Raw genomic sequence first — 20128 nt, forward strand, 5'->3', positions numbered from 1 at the left:
CAATAAAAGGCCTGCCCACAGGCCGTGATGCGCCGTTTTGCCATTGCCACTCCTGCCAATAATTAATCCAGGGAGTTACCCCATGCAGCGTCGTACGTTGTTGAAAGCCAGTCTGACCGTTGCCGGAGCCCTCAGCCTTCCGCTGGGTGTACGTCATGCGTTTGCCGCCGAGCCCTTTACGTTTTATGGGCTTAAATCGATGTCCGGCGCTTTCGCCAGTTACGGCAAGTTCGCCGACATGGGCTCGCGCCTGGCGGTGGAGCAACACCCGACGTTGCTCGGCCGGCCGCTGAACTACAAGGTAATCGACACTGAAGGCAACGCCGGCAAGGCAGTGCGCAAAGTCCAGGAGGCGATTGCCCAGGATGGCGCGCGTTTTTTCCAGGGTTGTACCCTATCGTCTTCGGCACTGGCGGTGGCCAAGGAAGTGGGCAAGGTTGGCGGTGTGTTCATGACGCCGGTGGGGGCTGATGAGGTCACCGGCAAGGACTGCAACGCCTCGACCTTTCGCTGGTCGGTGCCGACCTATGGTGCCATTCGCGAAACCATGGTGCCGCTGATCAAGCTGCTGCCCAACGCCAAGCGCTGGTACACCATCACCCCACAATACGTATTCGGCGAAGCGCTGCTTGCCGGTGCGAAACAGGTGTGCGCCGAGCATGGCATCGAGCACATCGGCAATAGCTATCACTCTTTGCAGGAGCAGGAATTTTCCGGTTACCTGACCAACGCCATCGCCGCCCGGCCTGACGTGCTGGTGCTGCTCAACTTCGGCAGCCAGTCCTCCAATGCCTTGCGCCAGGCAGTGAACTTCGGCATCAAGGAACGCATGAAAGTGCTGCTGGTGTGGTCCGCCGGACTCGACCAGTTCCAGGAGCTGGGCAGCGACGTACTCGAAGGCGTCTACCTCGGCGCCCAGTACTGGCACCAGGTCGATACCCCGCTCAACCGCGAGCTGGTAAAGATCACCCAGGCCAGATACGGCATCAATCCCACCTACCCTCTGGCGGCCGATTACATCGGCACCAGGATCATGCTTGAAAGCATCATCGCCACCGGCAGCTTCGACGGCCCTACCGTGGCCAAGGCCATGCAGGGCTTGAGCTATGAAGGCCCGACTGGCCAGGAGTCGATCCGCGCCGGCGATCACCAGGTGATCAAGGATTACTACCTGTTAGTGGGCAAGGCCGCTGCCGAGATGCGCGACAAGGATGACCTGGCGCAAATCGTCAGCTCCGGCCGCTCGTTCCCGCCGGCAGATGCGACCGGCTGCGTCCTGGGCTGACTCGAGAAACTTTCTACCGCTTGCCACAGGCAGCGGGCCGGGTGACGCCTTAGTCGGCCGGCCTCCTGCAGAGGGTACCTGCATGCTCAATCTTTACCTGTTCCAGATCCTCAATGGCCTTGGCCTGGGGATGATCTACTTCCTGATCGCCGTCGGCTTGACGATCATTTTCGGCCTGTTGAACTTCGTCAACTTCGCCCACGGCGCGTTTTTCGTGCTCGGCGCTTACATCTGCTACACCGTCGTCAGCCTGAGTGGAAGCTTCTGGCTGGCACTGCTGCTTGCGCCGCTGGTGGTGGCCGTCCTGGCCTGGGCCATCGAGCGATTATTGATCCAGAGGATCTACCACCTACCCCATACTTTCCAGATTCTGGTGACCCTTGGCATCGCGCTGATTATCCAGGAAGCCAGCGTGCTGATCTGGGGCCCGGTGGGCAAAAGCGTGGCGGTGCCGGAACTGCTGCGCGGCGTGTTGATCATCGGCGACTTCGTGTACCCCTACTACCGCTTGTTCCTGATTGTCTTTTCCGGATTGATCGGACTGACATTGTGGCTGCTGTTGGAGTGCACACGTTTCGGCGCGTTGGTGCGGGCCGGCAGTGAAAGCACTGAAACGGTATCGCTGCTGGGCACCAACATCTTCCGGCTGTTCTCCATGACCTTCGCCCTCGGCGTCGCCCTGGCGGGTGTCGCCGGGGTGCTGTTTGCGCCCTTGCGCGGCGCCCAACCCTTTGTCGGCCCGGAGATCCTCGGGGTCGCGTTCGTGGTGGTGGTGATCGGCGGCATGGGCTCGTTCAGCGGTGCGCTGGTCGGCGGTTTGTTGGTCGGCGTGGTGCAAAGCCTGATGACCACTATCTGGCCCCAGGGCGCCAGCCTGATGATTTACGGCGCCATGGCGGCGGTGATTCTAGTCCGTCCCTACGGCCTCTTCGGGAGAGCATGAGCATGAGCGAGAAAAATCCCCTGCCCTTTGCCAAGACTCAGTCGCGCTCCATGCTGCTGTTGGTGATTGCGGTGCTGATCGGTCTGCCGCTGGTGCTGCCATCGGCGACCCTGGCCACGGAAATCCTGATCTTCGCCCTGGCGGCGCTGGCCTGTAACCTGCTGCTGGGATACACCGGGCTGCTTTCATTTGGCCAAGGCATCTTCTTCGGTGCGGGTGCCTACTGCGCCGCGTTGTTGATGATTCACCTGCAACTGGGGTTGATCAGCGCCCTGCTCGGTGCCGCACTGGCCGGCGCGGTGCTGGCGTTACTGGTAGGTGCCCTGGCGATTCGTCGCACCGGCATCTATTTCGTGATGCTGACCCTGGCGTTCAGTCAGATGGCCTACTTCATCGCCTACACCCTGAGCGACTGGACCGGCGGCGACAACGGCCTGCTCAGCGTGCCGCGCCCGGAAATCCGCATCGGCGACACGGTGCTGCTGTCGCTGAGCGACGCCCGTTACTTCTACGGGTTCGTCGCGGTGCTGTTTCTGCTGATCTTCATCGGCGCCCGGCGGGTGATTGCTTCGCCATTCGGCAGCACGCTGATGGCGATCCGCGAGAACGAAACCCGTGCCGCCGCCATCGGCTACGACACCCGGCATTTCAAGATCCTGGTGTTCATGCTGTCCGGCGCCGTGACCGGGATCGCCGGGGCGCTGTACGCCATGCTCCTGCATTTTGTACCGCTGTCGAATATCGATCTGGCGATGTCGGAACACATTCTGATCATGACTATCGTCGGCGGCACCGGTTCGCTGTTCGGCTCGTTGCTGGGCGCCGGCTCCATCGTGCTGCTGGGTGAATTCCTCTCCGATCTCTGGCCACGCTGGCTGATGCTCCTGGGCATCATCCTGATCCTGGTGGTGGTGTTCATGCGCGGCGGGTTGTGGGGCGGGCTGTCGAGTCTGTTCGAACGCCTCAAGGGTCAGCGCAAGACGGCCGTGCCGGCCGAGGAGAAACTCTTATGAACACCCCTGCACAGTACCTGTTGGAAACCCGCGACCTTGAACTGGCCTACGGCGCCTTTCATGCGGTCAACGGCGTCAACCTGAAGGTCGAGGCCGGCACCATCCACACCATCATCGGCCCCAACGGTGCCGGCAAGACCAGCCTGTTCCACTGCCTGACCGGTGAACGCCAGGCCACCGCCGGGACCATCCTGTTCAACGGCAAAAACATCATCAAGAAACCGGCTCACGGCCGCGTCGGTCTGGGCATGGCGCGTTCGTTCCAGTTGACCAGTTTGTTCCAGAACCTCAGCGTGCGGGAAAACCTGCGCCTGGCCGCCCAGGGCCGCGATGGCCTGGCGGCGCTGAACTTCTGGCGTCACGTCGACAGCCGCCGCGAACACCTGGAGATGGCCGATCAGGTGCTCGAACGCCTGCAGCTGACGACACGCGCCGACACCCTCGCTGGTGAACTGTCCCACGGCCAGCAGCGTGTGCTGGAGGTCGGGATGTCGATCTGTTCCAAGCCAAAGCTGCTGATGCTCGATGAGCCAACCTCTGGCATGGGCATCGACGACATCCCGATCATGACCCAACTGATCAGCGACCTGGGCCGCGATCACACCGTGCTGCTGATCGAACACAACATGAGCATTGTCATGTCGATCAGCCAACGCATCACCGTCATGAGCCACGGCCAGATCCTGGTCGAAGGCACACCGGAATTCGTCCGTGCCGACGAGCGCGTACGCATCGCCTATCTGGGAGAAGCCGCCTGATGCTGACCGTCGAGAACATCCATTCCTACTACGACAAGAGCCACGTCCTCGAAGGCGTCTCGCTGCAGGTCAACGCCGGTGAACTGGTGACCCTGCTGGGACGCAACGGCGCCGGCAAGACCACGACCCTGCGCAGCATCCTCGGGATCATCTGCCCGCGTCAGGGGCAGATCCGTTTCAATGGTCAGGAGCTGGTCGGCCAGAAGATCTTCGAGATCGCCCGCCAGGGTCTGGCATTGGTACCGGAACATCGAGGCATCTTCCGCTTACTCAGCGTCGAGGAAAATCTGCGTATCGCCCAGCGCAAAACCAGCCGCTGGCAGCTGGAGGATGTCTACGCCATGTTCCCGCGCCTCAAGGAACGGCGCAAAAACGCCGGCCACGCGCTGTCCGGCGGCGAGCAGCAGATGCTGGCCATCGCCCGCGCCCTGCTCAATGACCCGAAGCTGCTGATCCTCGACGAACCCACCGAAGGCCTGGCGCCAGTGATCGTCGATGAGCTGGTGAAAATCCTGCGCAAGATCAAGGACGATGGCCTGCCGGTGCTGCTGGTGGAACAGAACCTGATGGTCTGCGACAAGCTCGCCGACCGCCATTACGTCCTCGAACAGGGCCGTGTGGTTTACGAAGGCAGCGCCGCTGACTTCCGCGCCGACCCGACCATCAAGAACCGCTACCTGGCCCTGAGCGCCTGACGGAGAGATGCAATGAACAATCCGATAGTTTATGCGTCCGAGTTGCAAAACAGCGCCCCGCTGATCAACCGCGAACGTCTCTGGCAATCGCTGATGGACCTTGCGCAGCTGGGCGCCACCGCCAAGGGCGGCGTCTGTCGCCTGGCCCTGACTGACCTAGACCGGCAGGCCCGTGACCTGTTCGTGCGCTGGTGCGAAGAGGCCGGTTGCACCGTCAGTATCGATGGCATCGGCAATATTTTCGCCCGCCGCGCCGGACGCAATCCCGAGCGAGCCCCCGTGATGACCGGTAGCCATATCGACACCCAGCCCACCGGCGGCAAGTTTGACGGTTGCTACGGGGTGATGGCCGGACTGGAGGTGATCCGTACCCTCAACGACCTCGGCGTGCAGACCGAGGCGCCGATCGAGGTGGTGGTCTGGACCAACGAAGAAGGCTCACGATTCCCGCCGTGCATGATGGGCTCGGGGGTATTCGCCGGTAAGTTCGATCTCGAGGACACCCTGTGCAAGCAGGATGAACAGGGACTGTCGGTGGGCAGCGAGTTGCAGCGCATCGGCTATGCCGGTTCGCGGGCGGTGCTCGGCCATCCGGTGGGTGCCTATTTCGAGGCACACATCGAACAGGGTCCGGTACTGGAAGACCGTGAGACCACCATCGGCGTGGTCATGGGCTGCCTCGGGCAGAAATGGTTCGACCTGACCCTGACCGGGGTGGAAGCCCATGCCGGGCCGACTCCGATGCACCTGCGCAAGGACGCCCTCGTCGGCGCCGCGCAGGTGGTCGGCGCGGTGAACCGCATCGCCCATGCGCAACAGCCTCACGCCTGCGGCACCGTCGGTTGCCTGACCTTGCACCCTGGCTCGCGTAATGTGATTCCCGGTCAGGTGCACATGACCATCGATCTGCGCCACTTGCATGCCGACAAGCTGCAAGCCATGGTCGATGAGGTGTGCCAGGTGATCGATGCCACCTGCCTGCAGCACGGTTTGAGCTTCGAACTGACCCCTACTGCCGACTTCCCGCCGCTGGACTTTGACCCTGCCTGTGTCGCCGCCGTGCGCCAGGGTGCCGAACAGTTGGGCCTGAGCCACATGGACATTGTCAGCGGCGCCGGACACGACGCGATCTTCGTCGCCGAGCTGGGCCCGGCCGGGATGATCTTCGTGCCCTGTGAGGGTGGCATCAGCCACAACGAAATCGAAAACGCCGCGCCCCAGGACCTGGCCGACGGTTGCGCCGTATTGTTACGGGCCATGGTCAACGCGGCCCAAGGAGGACAGGCGGCATGAAGCAATCCACCGAAATCGCCGAGATGAGTGGCGTCGAGCTACTGGCCCATTACCGCGACAAGCGCCTGTCGCCGGTGGAGGTGACCGAGGATGTCCTGGGGCGCATCGAGCGCTTCAATCCGCACGTCAACGCCTATTGCCATGTCGATCAGGAAGGCGCGCTGGAAGCGGCGCGGGCCTCTGAACAGCGCTGGCTCAAGGGCCAGCCGTGCGGCGCACTGGACGGTGTGCCGGCATCGATCAAGGACCTGACCCTGACCCGTGGCATGCCCACGCGCAAGGGTTCGAAAACCACTTCTGCCACCGGCCCCTGGGAAGTGGATGCGCCCTTCCCGGCATTTATGCGCAACGCCGGCGCGGTGCTGCTGGGAAAGACCACCACCCCGGAATTCGGCTGGAAAGGTGTGACCGACAACCCGCTGTACGGCATCACCCGCAACCCCTGGGACACGCGCATGACGGCCGGCGGGTCCTCCGGCGGTGCGGCGGCTGCCGCTTCGTTGAACCTCGGGGTGCTGCACCAGGGCAGCGATGCCGGCGGTTCGATCCGCATTCCCTGCGCCTTCACCGGCACCTTCGGGCTCAAGCCGACCTTCGGTTACGTCCCCCAGTGGCCGGCCAGCGCCATGACCTTGCTCTCGCACCTGGGGCCGATGACCCGCACCGTCGACGATGCGGTGCTGATGCTGCAAACCGTCGCTCGGCCGGATAGCCGGGACGGCCTGTCCGGAGCACCACGCAGCACGCCCTGGCTGTCCGAGAGCCATGACCTCAAAGGCTTGCGCATTGCCTACAGCCCGGACTTCGGTTACGTGAAGGTCGATCCGCAGGTGGCCCGGGTGGTGGCCCAGGCGGTGGAACGCCTGGCGCAATTGGGCGCGCACGTCGAGCAGGTCGACCCGGGTTTCAGCAATCCGCTGGAGTTGTTCAACACCCTGTGGTTCGCCGGCGCCGCGCGACTGGCCGGACAACTGAGCCAGGCACAACGCGCACAACTCGACCCCGGCCTGCTGCGCATTGCCGAACAAGGTGAACGCATCAGCCTCCACGACTACACCCTGGCTTTGGAGGCCCGCGCGGCGCTGGTGGCGCATATGGCTGAGTTCCATAGCCGCTACGACCTGCTGGTGTCACCGACGCTGCCGATCACCGCCTTCGCTGCCGGACACAACGTTGCGCCGGACTCTGGCCTGGGCGAATGGATGGAGTGGACGCCCTTCAGCTACCCCTTCAACCTGACCCAGCAGCCGGCCGCGTCAGTGCCGTGCGGCTTCGCGCAGGACGGGTTGCCTGTCGGCTTGCACGTGGTCGGTGCGCGCTTTGCCGATGATCAGGTGCTACGCGTATGCCGTGCCTACGAACAGGCATTTCCAAGTCCCCATCCGCGGCAGCCTATGCTGAAAGGCTGAAACCTTGCGCAGAAGGAGCGGGTCCTGGACGTAGACCCGCTTTCTGAATCGTCCATCCCGAACACAGAGCCGCACTCCAGTCACCCTTCCAACCCGGCGTTCGCCATGCATCCGCCCACCCAGACTATTGCTTGCATGGATTGGGACTATCAGGATTTTACATACTCCTGTTTTGCCTGCACTGGGTAACATCTGTCGCCATGCCCTCCTCCTGCTCGTTGCATGCCTTTGTTGGTCTCGTGGCCGGTGGGTGCACTTAAATCAAGACGACGATCAAACAAGACTCGCTCGACAATCAATCAACGGATTGCCCATGAACGCTTTATGCAAGTTGCCATGACCCCTGACCAACGATTTGCCCGACACGTCCGTTTTGCCATTTTGATATTGACCGCCCTGTTCATCTATTTCCTGGCGGCAGACCTCTTTATGCCGCTCACTCCCCAGGCGCAATTGACGCGTTCCGTTGTGCGTATCGCGCCTCGCGTGTCGGGCCAGGTGATAGAAGTGAACGTGGCCAATAATCAGCATGTCGAGGCTGGACAGTTACTGTTTCGGCTGGATCCCCGCCCTTTTGTTTTGAAGGTCAAGGAAGCGCAGTTGATGGTCGAGCGCGCCCGTCAGGATTACTCGGAGCGCGATGCAAACCTCGGTGCAGCACAGGCCGACTTGTCCGCCGCAAAGGCCAAGGTTCAGGAGTTGACGGCTCAGGCGGGTCGCATCCGAACCTTGCATGACAAAAACTTCGTTTCTACACAGCTGCGGGACCAGATCAACGCCAGCCTGGTTATTGCCCAGGCGCAAGTCAGGGCCGCGTCCAGCACCATTGATGAAACCAAGGCACGCCGAGGTGGCCCCGGCGACGACAATGTTCACGTCCGTCAGGCGCATAACACGCTGGAGCAGGCCCGACTGCAACTGGACTACAGCGAAGTCCGGGCTGAACGTGCCGGCGTGGTGGGCAATTTGCAGCTCAGTCCCGGGGCGTACCTCCAGGCCGGTGCATCCGTCATGGCGCTGGTGGAAGACAATGCCGATGTCACGGCGGACTTCAGGGAAAAGGCGTTGCGCTACGCGCTGCCAGGCACAACGGCTTCAGTGGTGTTCGATGCCCGGCCAGGGGAAATCTTCGCGGCCAAAGTCAGCCACCTGGAGTCGGGGGTGAAAGAAGGACAGATCGACGCAAACGGCGATCTGGCCGCGCCCCTGCAATCGGATCGATGGGTCAGGGATGCGCAACGCCAACGCATTCACCTGGTGTTCGATACCGATCTTCCGCCCTCGTTGCCCTCTGGCGCGAAGGCCACCGTGCAGCTCTTTTCCAGTGACAATGTGCTGGCACGCCTGATGGGTGCGCTGCAAATCCGCCTTGTCAGCATTATCCATTATGTCTACTGAGTCGGGCCCCCATCGCCTGAGCGAAAACGACCTGCGCCAATGCCTGCGCATTGCTGGCGGTGGCACGTTGGGGTTGTTTATCTGCAAGGTTTTCAATCTGGAATATGGCGCTTTTTTTTGCGTCTATCCGATGTTGCTCCTTGGCCTGGTCCCGACCTTGAATGCCCATCTGGTTCGCCAGTTTTTGGCACAGGGCGTGGTGGTCAGCGTGGAGGTCGGGGTGCTATATGGGCTGTTCGGTGATCGACCGGTGTTGGCGGTGCCCATCGTGTTCCTGCTGTTTCTCTATCGCTTTGCGCTAATGGCGAAAGGGCCGTTGTTTTTCTTCAGCGCTCTGAGCGCGGTGTTCCTCTCGATCCTGCTGCACTTTTCCAGCTATCCGCAAACCGATGTCATCGATCTGCTGTGGTGCAATGGCGCGGCGATCTGGCTTTCGGCGGCGATCGCCGGCCTGATGTTCTACCTGTTTCCAGATGCAACACCTCACAGCCCCAGGCAACCGACAGAAAAAGACCTGCCCAGCCAGCGCCATGAAGCCCTGCTGGGTGCAGCGGTCGCTACCGCGTCGTTTGTCACCTTTCAATGCCTGGATCTGCAAGACTCATTGTCGGCGCAAGTGGCAAGCATCCTCATCCTGTTTCCCATGCACTGGAAAGGCGCGCATTTCGCCGGACGGATTCGTGCAATAGGCACGCTCATGGGCTGCGCAGTGGGCTTCATCATGCAGCTGCTGCTCTACAACCATCATGACATTTTGCCCCTGGTTCTCGTGATGTTCTGGGTGGCCTTGATGGTCTGCGCCCGTTGGCATTCCATGGAAAAAGGGCTGCCGGGAATAGGCTTTGGTGCCATCACCACTCTGGCCATTTTGTTCGGCCAATACCTGACGCCCTCCCATGACATCATGTTCGATATCTTTTATCGGTTTACCTCGGTATCGATCTCGGTCGTCCTGACCCTGACGCTTGTTTTCCTGATTCATGGATTTCTCAATCGATTCGCTGTGACTCGACACATGAGCCATTGATCTGGCCAACGTTCATTCTGTTAACGGATGAGTTCCAGGCGGCTGGCTGGAAGATCTTGAAGGGCAGAATGATCCAGAGCCACTGACTGCGGCAGAATGTCGCAAGTTATCAAGACTCGCTGGAATTGTTAGACTCCCGCCCGGTTTGGCTGACATGGATCATCAGTTTCCCTATCGAGATTAATCAGCCGTACGGTCCGCTGGACTGCAGGGCTCAGCTAAAGGTTTGCAGGACATGAGTGTTTGTTTGACTCGCCGCAAGGTGGTTGCAGGTATTGGCTTGCTCAGTCTTGGCCTTCTCAGTGGTTGCGACAACAGCGTCAAGCTGTCGTACAGATACGGCAAGGACCTGAGCGATCAGATCCTTGGGCGGACCTTCAAGTTGAAGGACACTGAAGGCAACCTGACGACCCTCTCGAGCTATCGAGGCATGATGCCGATGGTGTTTTTCGGCTTCACCCAATGCCCGGCGGTATGCCCTACGGCCCTGGCCCGGGCAGTGCAGATCAAGAAGCTGATGGGTAAGGACGGTGATCGTCTCCAGGTCATTTTTATCACCCTTGATCCTGAACGGGATACACCGGCGGTACTGGACGCCTACGTCAAGACCTTTGACCCTTCGTTTGTCGCGCTCTATGGGACCCTGGAGGAAACGGCTGCAACGGCTAAAGAGTTCGGTGTGTTCTATGAAAAGATTCCGAGCGGGTCCACCTATACGCTTTCACACACAGCCACCAGCTTCGTTTATGACTCCAGGGGCACGTTGCGCCTTGGATTATCCCATTCGCTTTCTGCACAAGAGTGCACGGAAGATCTGCTGACCGTCATGGAGGTCTGCTAGTGAACATGAATGCCGTTATTCCCGCTATCAATGCGCACCTGAAACAGTTCGTGCTTGGGCTTTCCTTGCTGGGATTGGCTTTTCAGGTTTCAGCCCAGGTTCAGGTAGAAGATGCCTGGATACGCGCCACCGTTGCAGGACAACAAGCAACCGGGGCGTTCATGACAGTCACGGCGAGCGGCGACAGCAAGCTGATTGGCGTACAGTCATCTGCGGCCAGGATCGTGCAGATTCACCAGTCCAGCATGAAAAACGACGTGATGAGCATGCAACCCGTCGAGTTCGTGGCCTTGCCTGCCGGAAAAGCGGTGGCGCTGGATCCTCATGGCTATCACGTGATGCTTATCGACCTGGTCGCTCAAGTCAAAGAAGGCGACAAAGTGCCGCTGGTGCTCACCGTCGAGAATGCCGCAGGTGAAACCGAATCGATCACGGTGCAAGCCCAGGCACGGGCACTGAATATGCCTGATCACAGCAAGATGCATTGAATCCATCAACTATCAGACCGCACGAGTGTCCGTCATTGCTATTCCTTTTCGCCCCAGTTCCTTGACGGCATACATGGCCCGATCCGCGGCGTTGAGCAATGTATCGAGCTTCTTGCCATGGACAGGACACAGCGACACGCCAATGCTGCACGAGAGTTTCAGCTCCCCCACGGTGGTTTCGACCGGCTGCGCGATGGCTTCCAGCATCCTCTCAGCTCTGACTTCAGCACTTTCTGTGGTGGTGATATTAGTGATCAGCACCACAAATTCATCTCCGCCGTAGCGTGCGACGGTGTCACATGAACGAGTGGCCTGAAGCATGCGATTGGCGACCGCCCAGAGAACCTGATCGCCGACCTCATGGCCATACTGGTCGTTGATGTCCTTGAAGTGATCCAGGTCGATCAACATCACGGCAAACGCAATCCCGTTGAATTTCCAATCGGCATAGGCCTGATCAAAGCGATCCGCGAAAAGGTAGCGATTAGGCAATTGGGTGAGCACATCATGGGTGGCGAGATAGGCCGAGCGTTCGTGTTCGAGCTCTGCCCTTTCTATCGCCTTGAAATGGCGGATCAATACCACCGGCATCAGCACAAGCGCCCCTGCCAGAGCCGCAAGGATGATCAATGTTTCCGCAGTCAGCACATCGCCCAGACGCAACTGACGCTCAAACAGCAAGGTCATCGGTTGCGAAACACTCCTGATCTCGACCCGGTCATCCAGACGCGGCAGGAACAGGCGATCCAGGAAGCCGGCTTGTTCGGTCTGCGTTGAAAACACATTGCTTTCAGATCCTGCAGGGGTTTTCAGGACAGCACTGATGTGAACCAGTGGATCTACGTTGGCATTGTTCACCGCTTCCAACAGCGAGCCCGTCTTGATCAACAGCAAAGACACCATCGTGCTACCAAAAAAATTGGGCAGCGTGTTCTCTCGTACCCGTTCTGTCCGACTGACTGACTGCATCAGAATGTAAGCGCTGCCACCCTCGTACATCGAGAACACAGGTGATACGACCGGCTTCTGATTATTGTGTGTCCGAGCCAGCGCATAGGAGAGATAGGCAACGGTTTCCAGCCTGACGCCATAGATCGAACTGGATTCGGGCAATAACGGGTACATGAACAACACAGGCCAGGTCTCACTGAGATAGGCCTGATGCTGGGCAGGTTGTTGAGTGAGGCTCGGAAAATCCTTGAGTTCAAAGTCGGGCCGCCAGGTGCGGCGCAGCAGAGCCTCAAAGGCAGCCTCATCGGCGATAGGCACCGCCCTCGCCGCCTCGAGCATGTAAATATGGGGGTAAGCTGATAGAACGGCTGCCGCATAACGGGCCGCAGCTTCGGTATCGCTCTGATCGACGGCCTGGAGAAACGCAGAGAAACCCGCGAGCACGGCTTCATTGGTATCAAGCTGATTGCGTACCGTGCCGGAAATATTCTGCACGTATTCCGAGAAGCGCGTTTCCCTGCGTTGAGTCTCGGACTTGAGCAGTAACAACGCCGAAAACCCGACCAGGCCGACCGCCAGAATGATGAAACCCACCAAGGAGCTGCGCCGTTTCGTCAACATCATCCTGATTTTCCATGCGCAGTGCGTGCGTAGTCCCTGGGCCAGCCTCTGAATCCAGCGGGTGGTCGGGCCTGCAGGAGCGGATTTGAGTTTTGATCCCTACAGCAATAGCGGCTATAGGCCACTTCAGCAAGTGATCTTCATCAATTTCCGATGACCAGCGCAAGGCTTGGGAATGGTTCGCATCACTCGCAAATCCAGAACGTAAACCTGGCCCTGCTCGCGTTTGAGTTGTTCCCGATCGAGAACACCCTCTCAACGAGCAACGAACAGTGTCGCGACGCCATTGCCAATCACGCTGATCAATGCACCACCCTCGCAAATTCAGGTTCTGCATGCCCGCGATGCCGCTGACGACCGTGCAGAAGATGATTGGAGCGATGAGCATCTTGATGAGCTTGATGAACGTGTCGCCCAGCGGTTTCATCTGCGCGCCATCTTCAGCTAAACGGAAAATTATCCCGCTATGACGGTGACTCTTGAGTTCGCTGACCTGTCCCATTAACCAAAGCAGTCGACCAAGTCCGGACAACATGCATCCGCAAAGAAAAACCCTGCACAACGAACTGCACGCGCGACCGTCATTGTATTTCGACGAGCCGGCCCATGTGTTTCATCTGGCATTCCTCGGCGCAGAGCGGGAGTGTAATGCGCTGCTGGAGCACTGCTGCCCTGGCCCGATCGATCCTCATGCCGCCCAAGGCATCACCCAACTCGACGGCCACCCACTCAAATGGGAGCGCCATGCCGAGTTCTTCACCCTGACCCTGGTGGTCACATCAACCAGTGATGAACTGTCCTGGACACTGTTGCCCGAGGTGCTGAAGCAAAAGGTCGAAGCGCATTTGCCGCAACTGATCAACTCGGTGCAGATCGTAGTGCGTGGCGAGGCCGGACTGGACCTCGCCCGCTACGGCTTCAAGGACCCGTGCGGTTCCTGCGTGGGCGGTGGCGATGCGGTGGTCTGGAGCGATTTTCGTCTGCACGAAGACGGCAGCAACCACCTTCTGTTCGTCAACCGGCGCCTCAACGCTTACCGCCAGGGGCGGATGATCCGTCGCCTGCTGGAAATCGAGACTTACCGCATGATGGCCTCGCTGTCGTTGACCACGGCCAAGACCTTGAGCACGCAACTCGATGTCTTTGACAAGACCCTGGTCACCCTGTCCGAGCGTAACGCCAGCACCGACGCCGACAGCGGTAACGCGAAAGCCCTGCTGGCGGATATCTCCAACCTTTCAGCCCAAGTGGTCAGCAGCAGCGCGAAAACCCGCCATCGCTTCAGCGCCACCCAGGCCTATGCCCAACTGGTGTACGAGCGCCTGGGTGAGTTACGGGAAAGTCACGTAGGCGATTGCCAGCGCCTGGGGGTGTTCATCGAACGCCGCTTCAAACCCACCGTCAGGTACTGCACCGCCACTGAACAGCGGTTGGAGCATCTGGCGAAAAGCGTGGCCAACCTCGGCGACCTGTTGCAGGCCCGGGTTCAGGTGGAAATGGAAGAACAGAACTCGGAAATTCTCAAAAGCCTGAACAGCCGCGCCGATGCCCAGATCAAGATCCAGCGCGCCGTAGAAGGTCTGTCGATAATCGCCATCACTTACTACCTGGTGAACCTGCTCAAGCTTGGCTACTGGGGGCTGCACCTGCTCGGAGCCGAGGTGACTCCGCGGGAGGCCATGCTGGCCATGACGCCTCTCGCGGTCGCCATCCTCACGCTGATCATTCTGCGTATCAAGAAAGCCAAAGGGCATTGATAAGGCGCAGGATTGCGCAGCGAACGCGGTGCAATTTTCCGGAACGAAAAAAAGAGGCCGAAGCCTCTTTTTTTCAGTCTCTACAGATCTCGATAGAAGCCTGTAGAGCAATATTTGGAGCGGGAAACGAGACTCGAACTCGCGACCCCGACCTTGGCAAGGTCGTGCTCTACCAACTGAGCTATTCCCGCGTCTTGGTGTGGCGCATTCTATAGAATTCAGAAGCGCCGTCAAGCCTTTGATTCAAAAAAGTTTTATTTCTTTTCTGCATCGGTCTTCAGATGCGGCCAGGCAGCCCGCAAATACTGGATCATGGACCACAACGTCAGGCCGGCGGATACCAGCAGCAAGGCGTAGCCCACCAGGACCCAGAAGGTGAAGTCCGACGGGTTGGCCAGCAGGATCACCAGCGCCAGCATCTGCGCGGCGGTTTTCCATTTGCCCAGGTTCGACACCGCGACGTGAGCGCGGGCGCCGAGTTCGGCCATCCATTCGCGCAACGCCGAGACCACGATCTCGCGACCGATGATGACGGCGGCCGGCAGCGTGAGCCACAGGTTGCCGTGTTCCTGTACCAGCAACACCAGCGCCACGGCGACCATCAGCTTGTCGGCCACCGGATCGAGGAAGGCCCCGAATGGCGTGCTTTGCTCCAGACGGCGGGCCAGGTACCCGTCCAGCCAGTCTGTGGCGGCAGCAAAGGCGAACACCGAGGCGGATGCCAGGTAGCTCCAGTGGTAAGGCAGGTAAAACAGCAAAATAAAGATCGGAATGAGCAGGACGCGTAGAACGGTAATCAGATTAGGGATATTCATCGGCACAACTGGCTACGAGGTGAGGTGGCATTCTACTCGCTGTGCAGATTTGCATAAATCAACTCTGCGAGCTTTTTACTGATCCCGGGTGCTTTGGCGATCTCTTCGATGCTGGCACGAGACAGCTCCTGCAATCCACCAAAATGTTTCAACAAATCGCGCCGACGTGTCGGGCCAACGCCGGCGACACCCTCAAGCGTAGACGTACGGCGGGTTTTGCCACGACGGGCGCGGTGCCCGGTAATCGCAAAACGGTGGGCTTCGTCGCGGATCTGCTGGATCAAGTGCAGCGCGGGGGAATCGCCGCGCAAGGTGAATTCGTGGGCGGCATCATTCAGGTACAAAGTTTCGAAACCGGCCTTGCGCGTCGCCCCCTTGGCCACGCCCAGCAGGATCAGGTCGGGCACCGCCAGTTCATTGAGCACATCCCGGGCCATGGACAGTTGGCCCTTGCCGCCGTCCACCAACAGAATGTCCGGCAGCTTGCCCCCCCCGTCCTTCAGTTTGCTGAAGCGTCGGGTCAGGGCCTGGTGCATCGCCGCGTAGTCATCGCCGGGGGTGACGCCTTCAATGTTGTAGCGTCGGTAATCGGACTTGATCGGGCCTTCCGGGCCGAACACCACGCAAGACGCCACGGTCGCCTCGCCGCTGGAGTGACTGATGTCGTAACACTCCAGACGCTGCGGTGGCTCGTCCAGGTTCAGCACTTCTGCTAACGCGTCGAAACGTGCTGCAACATGTTGCCGGTTGGCCAACCGCGCACCCAGTGCCTGCTCGGCATTGGTGACCGCCAATTGCTGCCAGCGTGCTCGCGTACCACGGACCCTGTGACTGATGGTCAGTTCGCGACCGCGCAGCTTGTCGATGGCCGCGATCAGGGTCGGGAAATCCTCGTGCACCACGTTGACGATCAGCTCGCTCGGCAAGTCCCGTTCGGGACTGCTGACGTAGTATTGGCCGAGAAACGCCGCCATGACTTCAGAAACGTCTTCTTCAATACCCACCTGCGGGAAGAAGTTCTTGCTGCCCAGCACTCGTCCGCCGCGCACGCTGATCAAGTGCACGCAGGCGCCGCCCGGATTGACGAACGCCGCGATCACGTCGACATCGCCGGTGCCGCCTTCCATGCTCTGCTGATCCTGAACCCGGCGCAGCAACGAGATCTGGTCGCGCAACTCGGCGGCACGCTCGAACTCGAGGTTGATCGCCGCCTCTTCCATGGCCGCGGACAACTCGTCCGTCAGCGCATTGCTGCGCCCCTCGAGGAACATCACCGAGTGACGCACGTCTTCGGCGTAGACCTCGGGTTCCACCAGGCCGACACAGGGTGCCTTGCAGCGTTTGATCTGGTATTGCAGGCACGGCCGCGTACGGTTTTTGTAGTAACTGTCCTCGCACTGGCGCACGAAAAAGGTCTTCTGTAGCAAGCTCAGGCTTTCGCGAATCGCTCCGGCGCTGGGATAAGGGCCGAAATATTTACCCTTGGCCTTCTTCGCACCGCGATGAATGCTCAGGCGCGGGAAGTGACCGTCCGAGAGGAAGACATAGGGGTAGGATTTATCGTCGCGCAGCAGAATGTTGTAGGGCGGACGCCATTCCTTGATCAGCGTCTGTTCAAGCAACAGGGCTTCGGTTTCATTGGCCGTGATGGTCGTTTCGACCTGGGCGATACGTGCGACCAACGCCGCGGTCTTGGGGGCGAGCCCGGACTTGCGGAAGTAGCTCGACAGACGACTCTTGAGGTTCTTGGCCTTGCCGACGTAGAGCAGGCGCGCATCGCTGTCGAACATGCGATACACACCGGGGCGCCCACTGACGGTGGACAGAAAGGCACCTGGATCAAAGGCTTCAGTCATTTTCAGAGGCTGGCATCGACCATGCCGTGACGGACCGCCAACAGCGTCAACTCGACATCACTGCTGATCGAAAGCTTTTCGAATATGCGGTAACGGTAGGTATTCACGGTTTTTGGCGACAGGCAAAGCTTGTCGGAGATGATCTGGACCTTTTGACAGCCGACAATCATCAACGCGATCTGGATTTCCCGTTCCGACAACGCATCGAACGGCGAATCGTTGGTCGGCTGAAAAGATTTGATCGCCAGTTGCTGGGCAATCTGCGGGCTGATGTAGCGTTGCCCGGCAAATACCAGGCGGATCGCCTGGACCATTTCCGGCAACCCGGCACCCTTGGTCAGATAGCCCGCGGCACCTGCCTGCAACAACCTGGTCGGAAACGGATCGTCCTCGCACACGGTGACCGCGACGACCTTGATATCCGGATGACTGCGCAATAACTTGCGCGTGGCTTCAAGACCCCCGATTCCCGGCATCTTGACGTCCATCAGTACCACATCGGGTTTCAATTCACGCGCCTTGAGCAGGGATTCTTCACCTGATTCAGCCTGACCGACCACTTGCAGGCCATCGATGTCAGCCAGCATTCGTGTAATGCCTGTACGAACGAGATCATGGTCATCGACTACTAGCACCCTAATCAAGCAGACACCTCGCGATATGGTCTTATTGGGTTGCCGACACCTTAGCAAAAAGCAACTGGCAGACCTAGCGGCAAGCGCTATATAAAAAGTATCAATAGTTCTTGTAAGGCTTGCCGTATGCGTGTCTTAGCGATGCGAGCCATCGATATCGCGCTGCATCCTCAGGAAACACTGATCCGTGCCGACCACTGTCAGTCCCTTTCGCTCATACAACGTTCGTGCGGGGTTGTTCTGGAAAACCGTCAAGCGCAACGCCCGGCGATGCTCCCTGCACGCCATGGCCAATACCCGGTCGATCACCCAAGAGCCGACGCCCTGCCCCCGAAACGCTTGCATGACATGCAATTCGCGGATGTACAGGTCCCAGGCGTCCCGACTCAGGCTGACGTAACCGAGCAAGGTCTCGTCCCGCACAATCAACCAGTTCTCGCGCCCGGCCCAGCCCACATCGAAACCTTCGTCCAGCCATAGCAGATTATGCTGGACGTAGTAGCGCAGCATGTTGTCACAGGTCAGCTTTCGAGCGAACTCGAGGTCCCGGAGCGTCGCCGGGCGTAATTCCAATGCCATCCAGCCTCCGCGACAGCCACTGTTTGCCCACACCTCAAGTGTGTCACAACCCTCGACGTACTCAAGCGATAGCAAACGCCATGGGCGATCGATAGCATTTTCTGATTGAATCTGCCTGCCGGCCTCTAGTAAGCTCGGTGCATTCATCGGAGACAGACCATGTTCAACGCCCCCTCGCCGCTTCAGACTTCCAGCGCCCTGCGCTCGGTCGCGGCTGTCCGGGTGAATGACGTCTGTGCTTCGGTCAGCTTTTATTTTGGGTATTGGTTTAGCCACTGGCGCGCCTGATACCCACACGGCGCCCACTTTAAACGGGTCGCCACCAGAGAATTCTCAACCCCCGGTCGGCCTCCCGACCGGGGGTTTTGTTTTTTCAGCCCTGCACCTTTTCAGCGACACACCAGACAACTCGAGGATCCAGAAAATGAACTACGCCACTTATTACCGTCACGACAGTTTTACCGCCTGGCGATTTAGCAGCCTCCGCTCGGGACAGCCTGCCGCCTCCGATCGGTCACCCACAGGTGGCAAGTACACACACGCAGCCAATCCGGCCAATTGTCGAACACCCCAGTAGGGCCGAGTGCGCGGGGCCGAACCCGCCGCCAGCCCAGGAAGCCTGAATATGAATTCGTCCGTCTCCGCTCTGCCGCTGTCAACCCTGAGCCCTGCCAATGAAGCGCTGACCCTGCGCCTGCCCAGCTCATTGCAACTCAAGCAGCAATTACCCCTCAGCAACGCCCTGACCCAGCAAGTGACTGCCCACCGCCAGGCGGTTCGCGCGATCCTCAACGGTGAAGACTCCCGTCTGTTGGTCATCGTCGGCCCCTGCTCGATTCACGATCCCCGGTCAGCGCTCGAATACGCCGCCAACCTTTCTCGCCTCGCCGCCGACGTCAGCGATGAAATGCTCCTGGTGATGCGCGCCTACGTCGAAAAACCCCGCACCACCGTGGGCTGGAAAGGCCTGGCCTACGATCCGCACCTGGATGGCAGCGACGACATGGCGGGCGGCCTGACCCTGTCCCGCGAGCTGATGCGCGACATGCTCCAGCTGGGCTTGCCGATTGCCACTGAACTGCTGCAACCGATGGCCGCCGGCTATTTCGACGACCTGCTGAGCTGGGTAGCGATCGGCGCCCGCACCACCGAGTCGCAGATCCACCGGGAAATGGCCAGCGGCCTGGGCATGCCGGTCGGCTTCAAGAACGGCACCGATGGTGGTGTGGCCGTTGCCAGCGACGCCATGCGTTCGGCGGCCCATCCCCATCGGCATTTCGGCGTCGACAGCCAGGGACATCCTGCAATTATCCAGACCCCTGGCAACCAGGACACTCACCTGGTTCTGCGCGGCGGCCATCGCGGACCAAACTACGATCGCGCGAGCGTCGCCCAGGTGCGCAGCGATTTGACCAGGCTGAAGATTCCGGCGCGGATCATGGTCGACTGCAGCCATGCCAACAGCGGTAAAGATCCGTTGCGCCAGCCCGCAGTGTTCAACGACGTGCTTGAACAGCGCCTGCAAGGGGATCGATCGCTGATCGGCATGATGCTCGAAAGTCATTTGTTCGAAGGCTGCCAGGCATTGAGCCCGTCGCTGCGGTACGGAGTGTCGGTGACCGACGGCTGCCTGGGATGGTCCGGGACGGAAGACGTGTTGCGCCAGGCAGCGAACCGGCTACGGGCACAGCGCGACTGACAGACCCAAGACACGCCGCAGGCAGGCCATTGCAGACCTGTCCCTGCCTGCGGCGCAATGCTGTC

The 20128-nt window shown here is 59.9% G+C and carries 19 protein-coding genes, 1 tRNA gene and 1 pseudogene; 14 read left to right on the plus strand and 7 right to left on the minus strand.

What is annotated here, in order from left to right:
- The first annotated feature begins 82 nt into the window (after positions 1-82).
- The 11 genes from ACA041_RS17440 (at position 83) to ACA041_RS17490 (ending at position 11150) form a co-directional block, all read left to right on the plus strand.
- The gene (locus ACA041_RS17440) at positions 83-1285 is read left to right on the plus strand and encodes an ABC transporter substrate-binding protein (RefSeq protein ID WP_497434559.1); all 1203 of its coding nucleotides are present in this window, start codon (positions 83-85) and stop codon (positions 1283-1285) included.
- 82 nt (positions 1286-1367) lie between these two features.
- Complete coding sequence (locus ACA041_RS17445) at positions 1368-2228, plus strand: branched-chain amino acid ABC transporter permease (RefSeq protein ID WP_497434564.1); 861 nt, start codon at positions 1368-1370, stop codon at positions 2226-2228.
- Between the two features lie 2 nt (positions 2229-2230).
- Positions 2231-3241, plus strand: coding sequence for a branched-chain amino acid ABC transporter permease (locus ACA041_RS17450; protein ID WP_497434568.1), 1011 nt, complete (start codon positions 2231-2233; stop codon positions 3239-3241).
- Positions 3238-3999 (plus strand): ABC transporter ATP-binding protein, encoded by a 762-nt coding sequence (locus tag ACA041_RS17455; RefSeq protein WP_497434572.1) that lies wholly within the window; start codon positions 3238-3240, stop codon positions 3997-3999. The genes ACA041_RS17450 and ACA041_RS17455 overlap by 4 nt, the downstream gene beginning before the upstream one ends.
- Positions 3999-4694, plus strand: a complete 696-nt coding sequence (locus tag ACA041_RS17460) for an ABC transporter ATP-binding protein (protein ID WP_128871044.1) — start codon at positions 3999-4001, stop codon at positions 4692-4694. The genes ACA041_RS17455 and ACA041_RS17460 overlap by 1 nt, the downstream gene beginning before the upstream one ends.
- A 12-nt stretch (positions 4695-4706) precedes the next feature.
- The gene (locus ACA041_RS17465; RefSeq protein ID WP_497434577.1) at positions 4707-5987 is read left to right on the plus strand and encodes a Zn-dependent hydrolase; all 1281 of its coding nucleotides are present in this window, start codon (positions 4707-4709) and stop codon (positions 5985-5987) included.
- Positions 5984-7396, plus strand: coding sequence for an amidase (locus tag ACA041_RS17470; RefSeq protein WP_497434582.1), 1413 nt, complete (start codon positions 5984-5986; stop codon positions 7394-7396). Before ACA041_RS17465 ends, ACA041_RS17470 begins: the two co-directional genes overlap by 4 nt.
- A 336-nt stretch (positions 7397-7732) precedes the next feature.
- On the plus strand, positions 7733-8794 hold the full coding sequence (locus ACA041_RS17475) for an HlyD family secretion protein (protein WP_497442100.1): 1062 nt from the start codon (positions 7733-7735) through the stop codon (positions 8792-8794).
- Positions 8784-9821, plus strand: coding sequence for a DUF2955 domain-containing protein (locus ACA041_RS17480; RefSeq protein ID WP_497434587.1), 1038 nt, complete (start codon positions 8784-8786; stop codon positions 9819-9821). Before ACA041_RS17475 ends, ACA041_RS17480 begins: the two co-directional genes overlap by 11 nt.
- Positions 9822-10056: 235 nt before the next feature.
- Positions 10057-10662 (plus strand): SCO family protein, encoded by a 606-nt coding sequence (locus tag ACA041_RS17485; RefSeq protein WP_497434591.1) that lies wholly within the window; start codon positions 10057-10059, stop codon positions 10660-10662.
- 5 nt (positions 10663-10667) lie between these two features.
- Positions 10668-11150 carry a copper chaperone PCu(A)C gene (locus ACA041_RS17490; protein ID WP_497442101.1) on the plus strand — a complete coding sequence of 161 codons (483 nt, stop codon included), beginning with the start codon at positions 10668-10670 and terminating at the stop codon, positions 11148-11150.
- 12 nt (positions 11151-11162) lie between these two features.
- On the opposite strand, the gene ACA041_RS17495 is transcribed toward ACA041_RS17490, so the two are convergent.
- Positions 11163-12722: a diguanylate cyclase domain-containing protein gene (locus ACA041_RS17495; protein ID WP_497442102.1), complete on the minus strand. Its 1560-nt coding sequence runs from the start codon at positions 12720-12722 to the stop codon at positions 11163-11165.
- A gap of 313 nt (positions 12723-13035) precedes the next feature.
- Positions 13036-13152: pseudogene (locus ACA041_RS17500) on the minus strand (cation:dicarboxylate symporter family transporter); the annotation flags it as partial.
- A gap of 103 nt (positions 13153-13255) precedes the next feature.
- Here ACA041_RS17500 and ACA041_RS17505 point away from each other — a divergent pair.
- Positions 13256-14479 (plus strand): DUF3422 domain-containing protein, encoded by a 1224-nt coding sequence (locus tag ACA041_RS17505; RefSeq protein ID WP_497434596.1) that lies wholly within the window; start codon positions 13256-13258, stop codon positions 14477-14479.
- 115 nt (positions 14480-14594) lie between these two features.
- Here the strand turns inward: ACA041_RS17505 and ACA041_RS17510 are convergent.
- The 5 genes from ACA041_RS17510 to ACA041_RS17530 form a co-directional block, all read right to left on the minus strand.
- Positions 14595-14670, minus strand: a tRNA-Gly gene (locus tag ACA041_RS17510).
- 63 nt (positions 14671-14733) lie between these two features.
- A complete protein-coding gene (gene pgsA / locus ACA041_RS17515) occupies positions 14734-15294 on the minus strand; it encodes a CDP-diacylglycerol--glycerol-3-phosphate 3-phosphatidyltransferase (protein WP_497434601.1) in 561 nt (186 codons plus the stop codon).
- 32 nt (positions 15295-15326) lie between these two features.
- Positions 15327-17150 carry an excinuclease ABC subunit UvrC gene (gene uvrC / locus ACA041_RS17520; protein ID WP_497434606.1) on the minus strand — a complete coding sequence of 608 codons (1824 nt, stop codon included), beginning with the start codon at positions 17148-17150 and terminating at the stop codon, positions 15327-15329.
- Between the two features lie 2 nt (positions 17151-17152).
- Positions 17153-17794, minus strand: coding sequence for a response regulator transcription factor GacA (gene gacA / locus ACA041_RS17525; protein ID WP_047529704.1), 642 nt, complete (start codon positions 17792-17794; stop codon positions 17153-17155).
- A 126-nt stretch (positions 17795-17920) separates the two neighbouring features.
- On the minus strand, positions 17921-18364 hold the full coding sequence (locus ACA041_RS17530) for a GNAT family N-acetyltransferase (RefSeq protein WP_497434611.1): 444 nt from the start codon (positions 18362-18364) through the stop codon (positions 17921-17923).
- A gap of 159 nt (positions 18365-18523) precedes the next feature.
- Here ACA041_RS17530 and ACA041_RS17535 point away from each other — a divergent pair, with 159 nt between their 5' ends.
- Complete coding sequence (locus ACA041_RS17535; RefSeq protein ID WP_497434617.1) at positions 18524-18652, plus strand: hypothetical protein; 129 nt, start codon at positions 18524-18526, stop codon at positions 18650-18652.
- 337 nt (positions 18653-18989) lie between these two features.
- Positions 18990-20063, plus strand: a complete 1074-nt coding sequence (locus ACA041_RS17540; RefSeq protein WP_497434623.1) for a 3-deoxy-7-phosphoheptulonate synthase — start codon at positions 18990-18992, stop codon at positions 20061-20063.
- Positions 20064-20128 lie beyond the last annotated feature (65 nt).

Source organism: Pseudomonas sp. LBUM1676, assembly GCF_059695605.1.

What these genes read in the sequence shown, in the direction of transcription:
- ACA041_RS17445 (WP_497434564.1), top strand. Translation starts at nt 1,368, where the DNA reads ATGCTCAATCTTTACCTGTTCCAGATCCTCAATGGCCTTGGCCTGGGG.
- uvrC (WP_497434606.1), bottom strand. Translation starts at nt 17,150, where the DNA reads ATGACTGAAGCCTTTGATCCAGGTGCCTTTCTGTCCACCGTCAGTGGG.
- ACA041_RS17465 (WP_497434577.1), top strand. Translation starts at nt 4,707, where the DNA reads ATGAACAATCCGATAGTTTATGCGTCCGAGTTGCAAAACAGCGCCCCG.
- ACA041_RS17475 (WP_497442100.1), top strand. Translation starts at nt 7,733, where the DNA reads ATGACCCCTGACCAACGATTTGCCCGACACGTCCGTTTTGCCATTTTG.
- ACA041_RS17530 (WP_497434611.1), bottom strand. Translation starts at nt 18,364, where the DNA reads ATGGCATTGGAATTACGCCCGGCGACGCTCCGGGACCTCGAGTTCGCT.
- ACA041_RS17535 (WP_497434617.1), top strand. Translation starts at nt 18,524, where the DNA reads ATGTTCAACGCCCCCTCGCCGCTTCAGACTTCCAGCGCCCTGCGCTCG.
- ACA041_RS17495 (WP_497442102.1), bottom strand. Translation starts at nt 12,722, where the DNA reads ATGTTGACGAAACGGCGCAGCTCCTTGGTGGGTTTCATCATTCTGGCG.
- ACA041_RS17485 (WP_497434591.1), top strand. Translation starts at nt 10,057, where the DNA reads ATGAGTGTTTGTTTGACTCGCCGCAAGGTGGTTGCAGGTATTGGCTTG.
- pgsA (WP_497434601.1), bottom strand. Translation starts at nt 15,294, where the DNA reads ATGAATATCCCTAATCTGATTACCGTTCTACGCGTCCTGCTCATTCCG.
- ACA041_RS17540 (WP_497434623.1), top strand. Translation starts at nt 18,990, where the DNA reads ATGAATTCGTCCGTCTCCGCTCTGCCGCTGTCAACCCTGAGCCCTGCC.
- ACA041_RS17450 (WP_497434568.1), top strand. Translation starts at nt 2,231, where the DNA reads ATGAGCGAGAAAAATCCCCTGCCCTTTGCCAAGACTCAGTCGCGCTCC.
- ACA041_RS17470 (WP_497434582.1), top strand. Translation starts at nt 5,984, where the DNA reads ATGAAGCAATCCACCGAAATCGCCGAGATGAGTGGCGTCGAGCTACTG.
- ACA041_RS17440 (WP_497434559.1), top strand. Translation starts at nt 83, where the DNA reads ATGCAGCGTCGTACGTTGTTGAAAGCCAGTCTGACCGTTGCCGGAGCC.
- ACA041_RS17505 (WP_497434596.1), top strand. Translation starts at nt 13,256, where the DNA reads ATGCATCCGCAAAGAAAAACCCTGCACAACGAACTGCACGCGCGACCG.
- ACA041_RS17480 (WP_497434587.1), top strand. Translation starts at nt 8,784, where the DNA reads ATGTCTACTGAGTCGGGCCCCCATCGCCTGAGCGAAAACGACCTGCGC.
- ACA041_RS17460 (WP_128871044.1), top strand. Translation starts at nt 3,999, where the DNA reads ATGCTGACCGTCGAGAACATCCATTCCTACTACGACAAGAGCCACGTC.
- ACA041_RS17490 (WP_497442101.1), top strand. Translation starts at nt 10,668, where the DNA reads ATGAATGCCGTTATTCCCGCTATCAATGCGCACCTGAAACAGTTCGTG.
- ACA041_RS17455 (WP_497434572.1), top strand. Translation starts at nt 3,238, where the DNA reads ATGAACACCCCTGCACAGTACCTGTTGGAAACCCGCGACCTTGAACTG.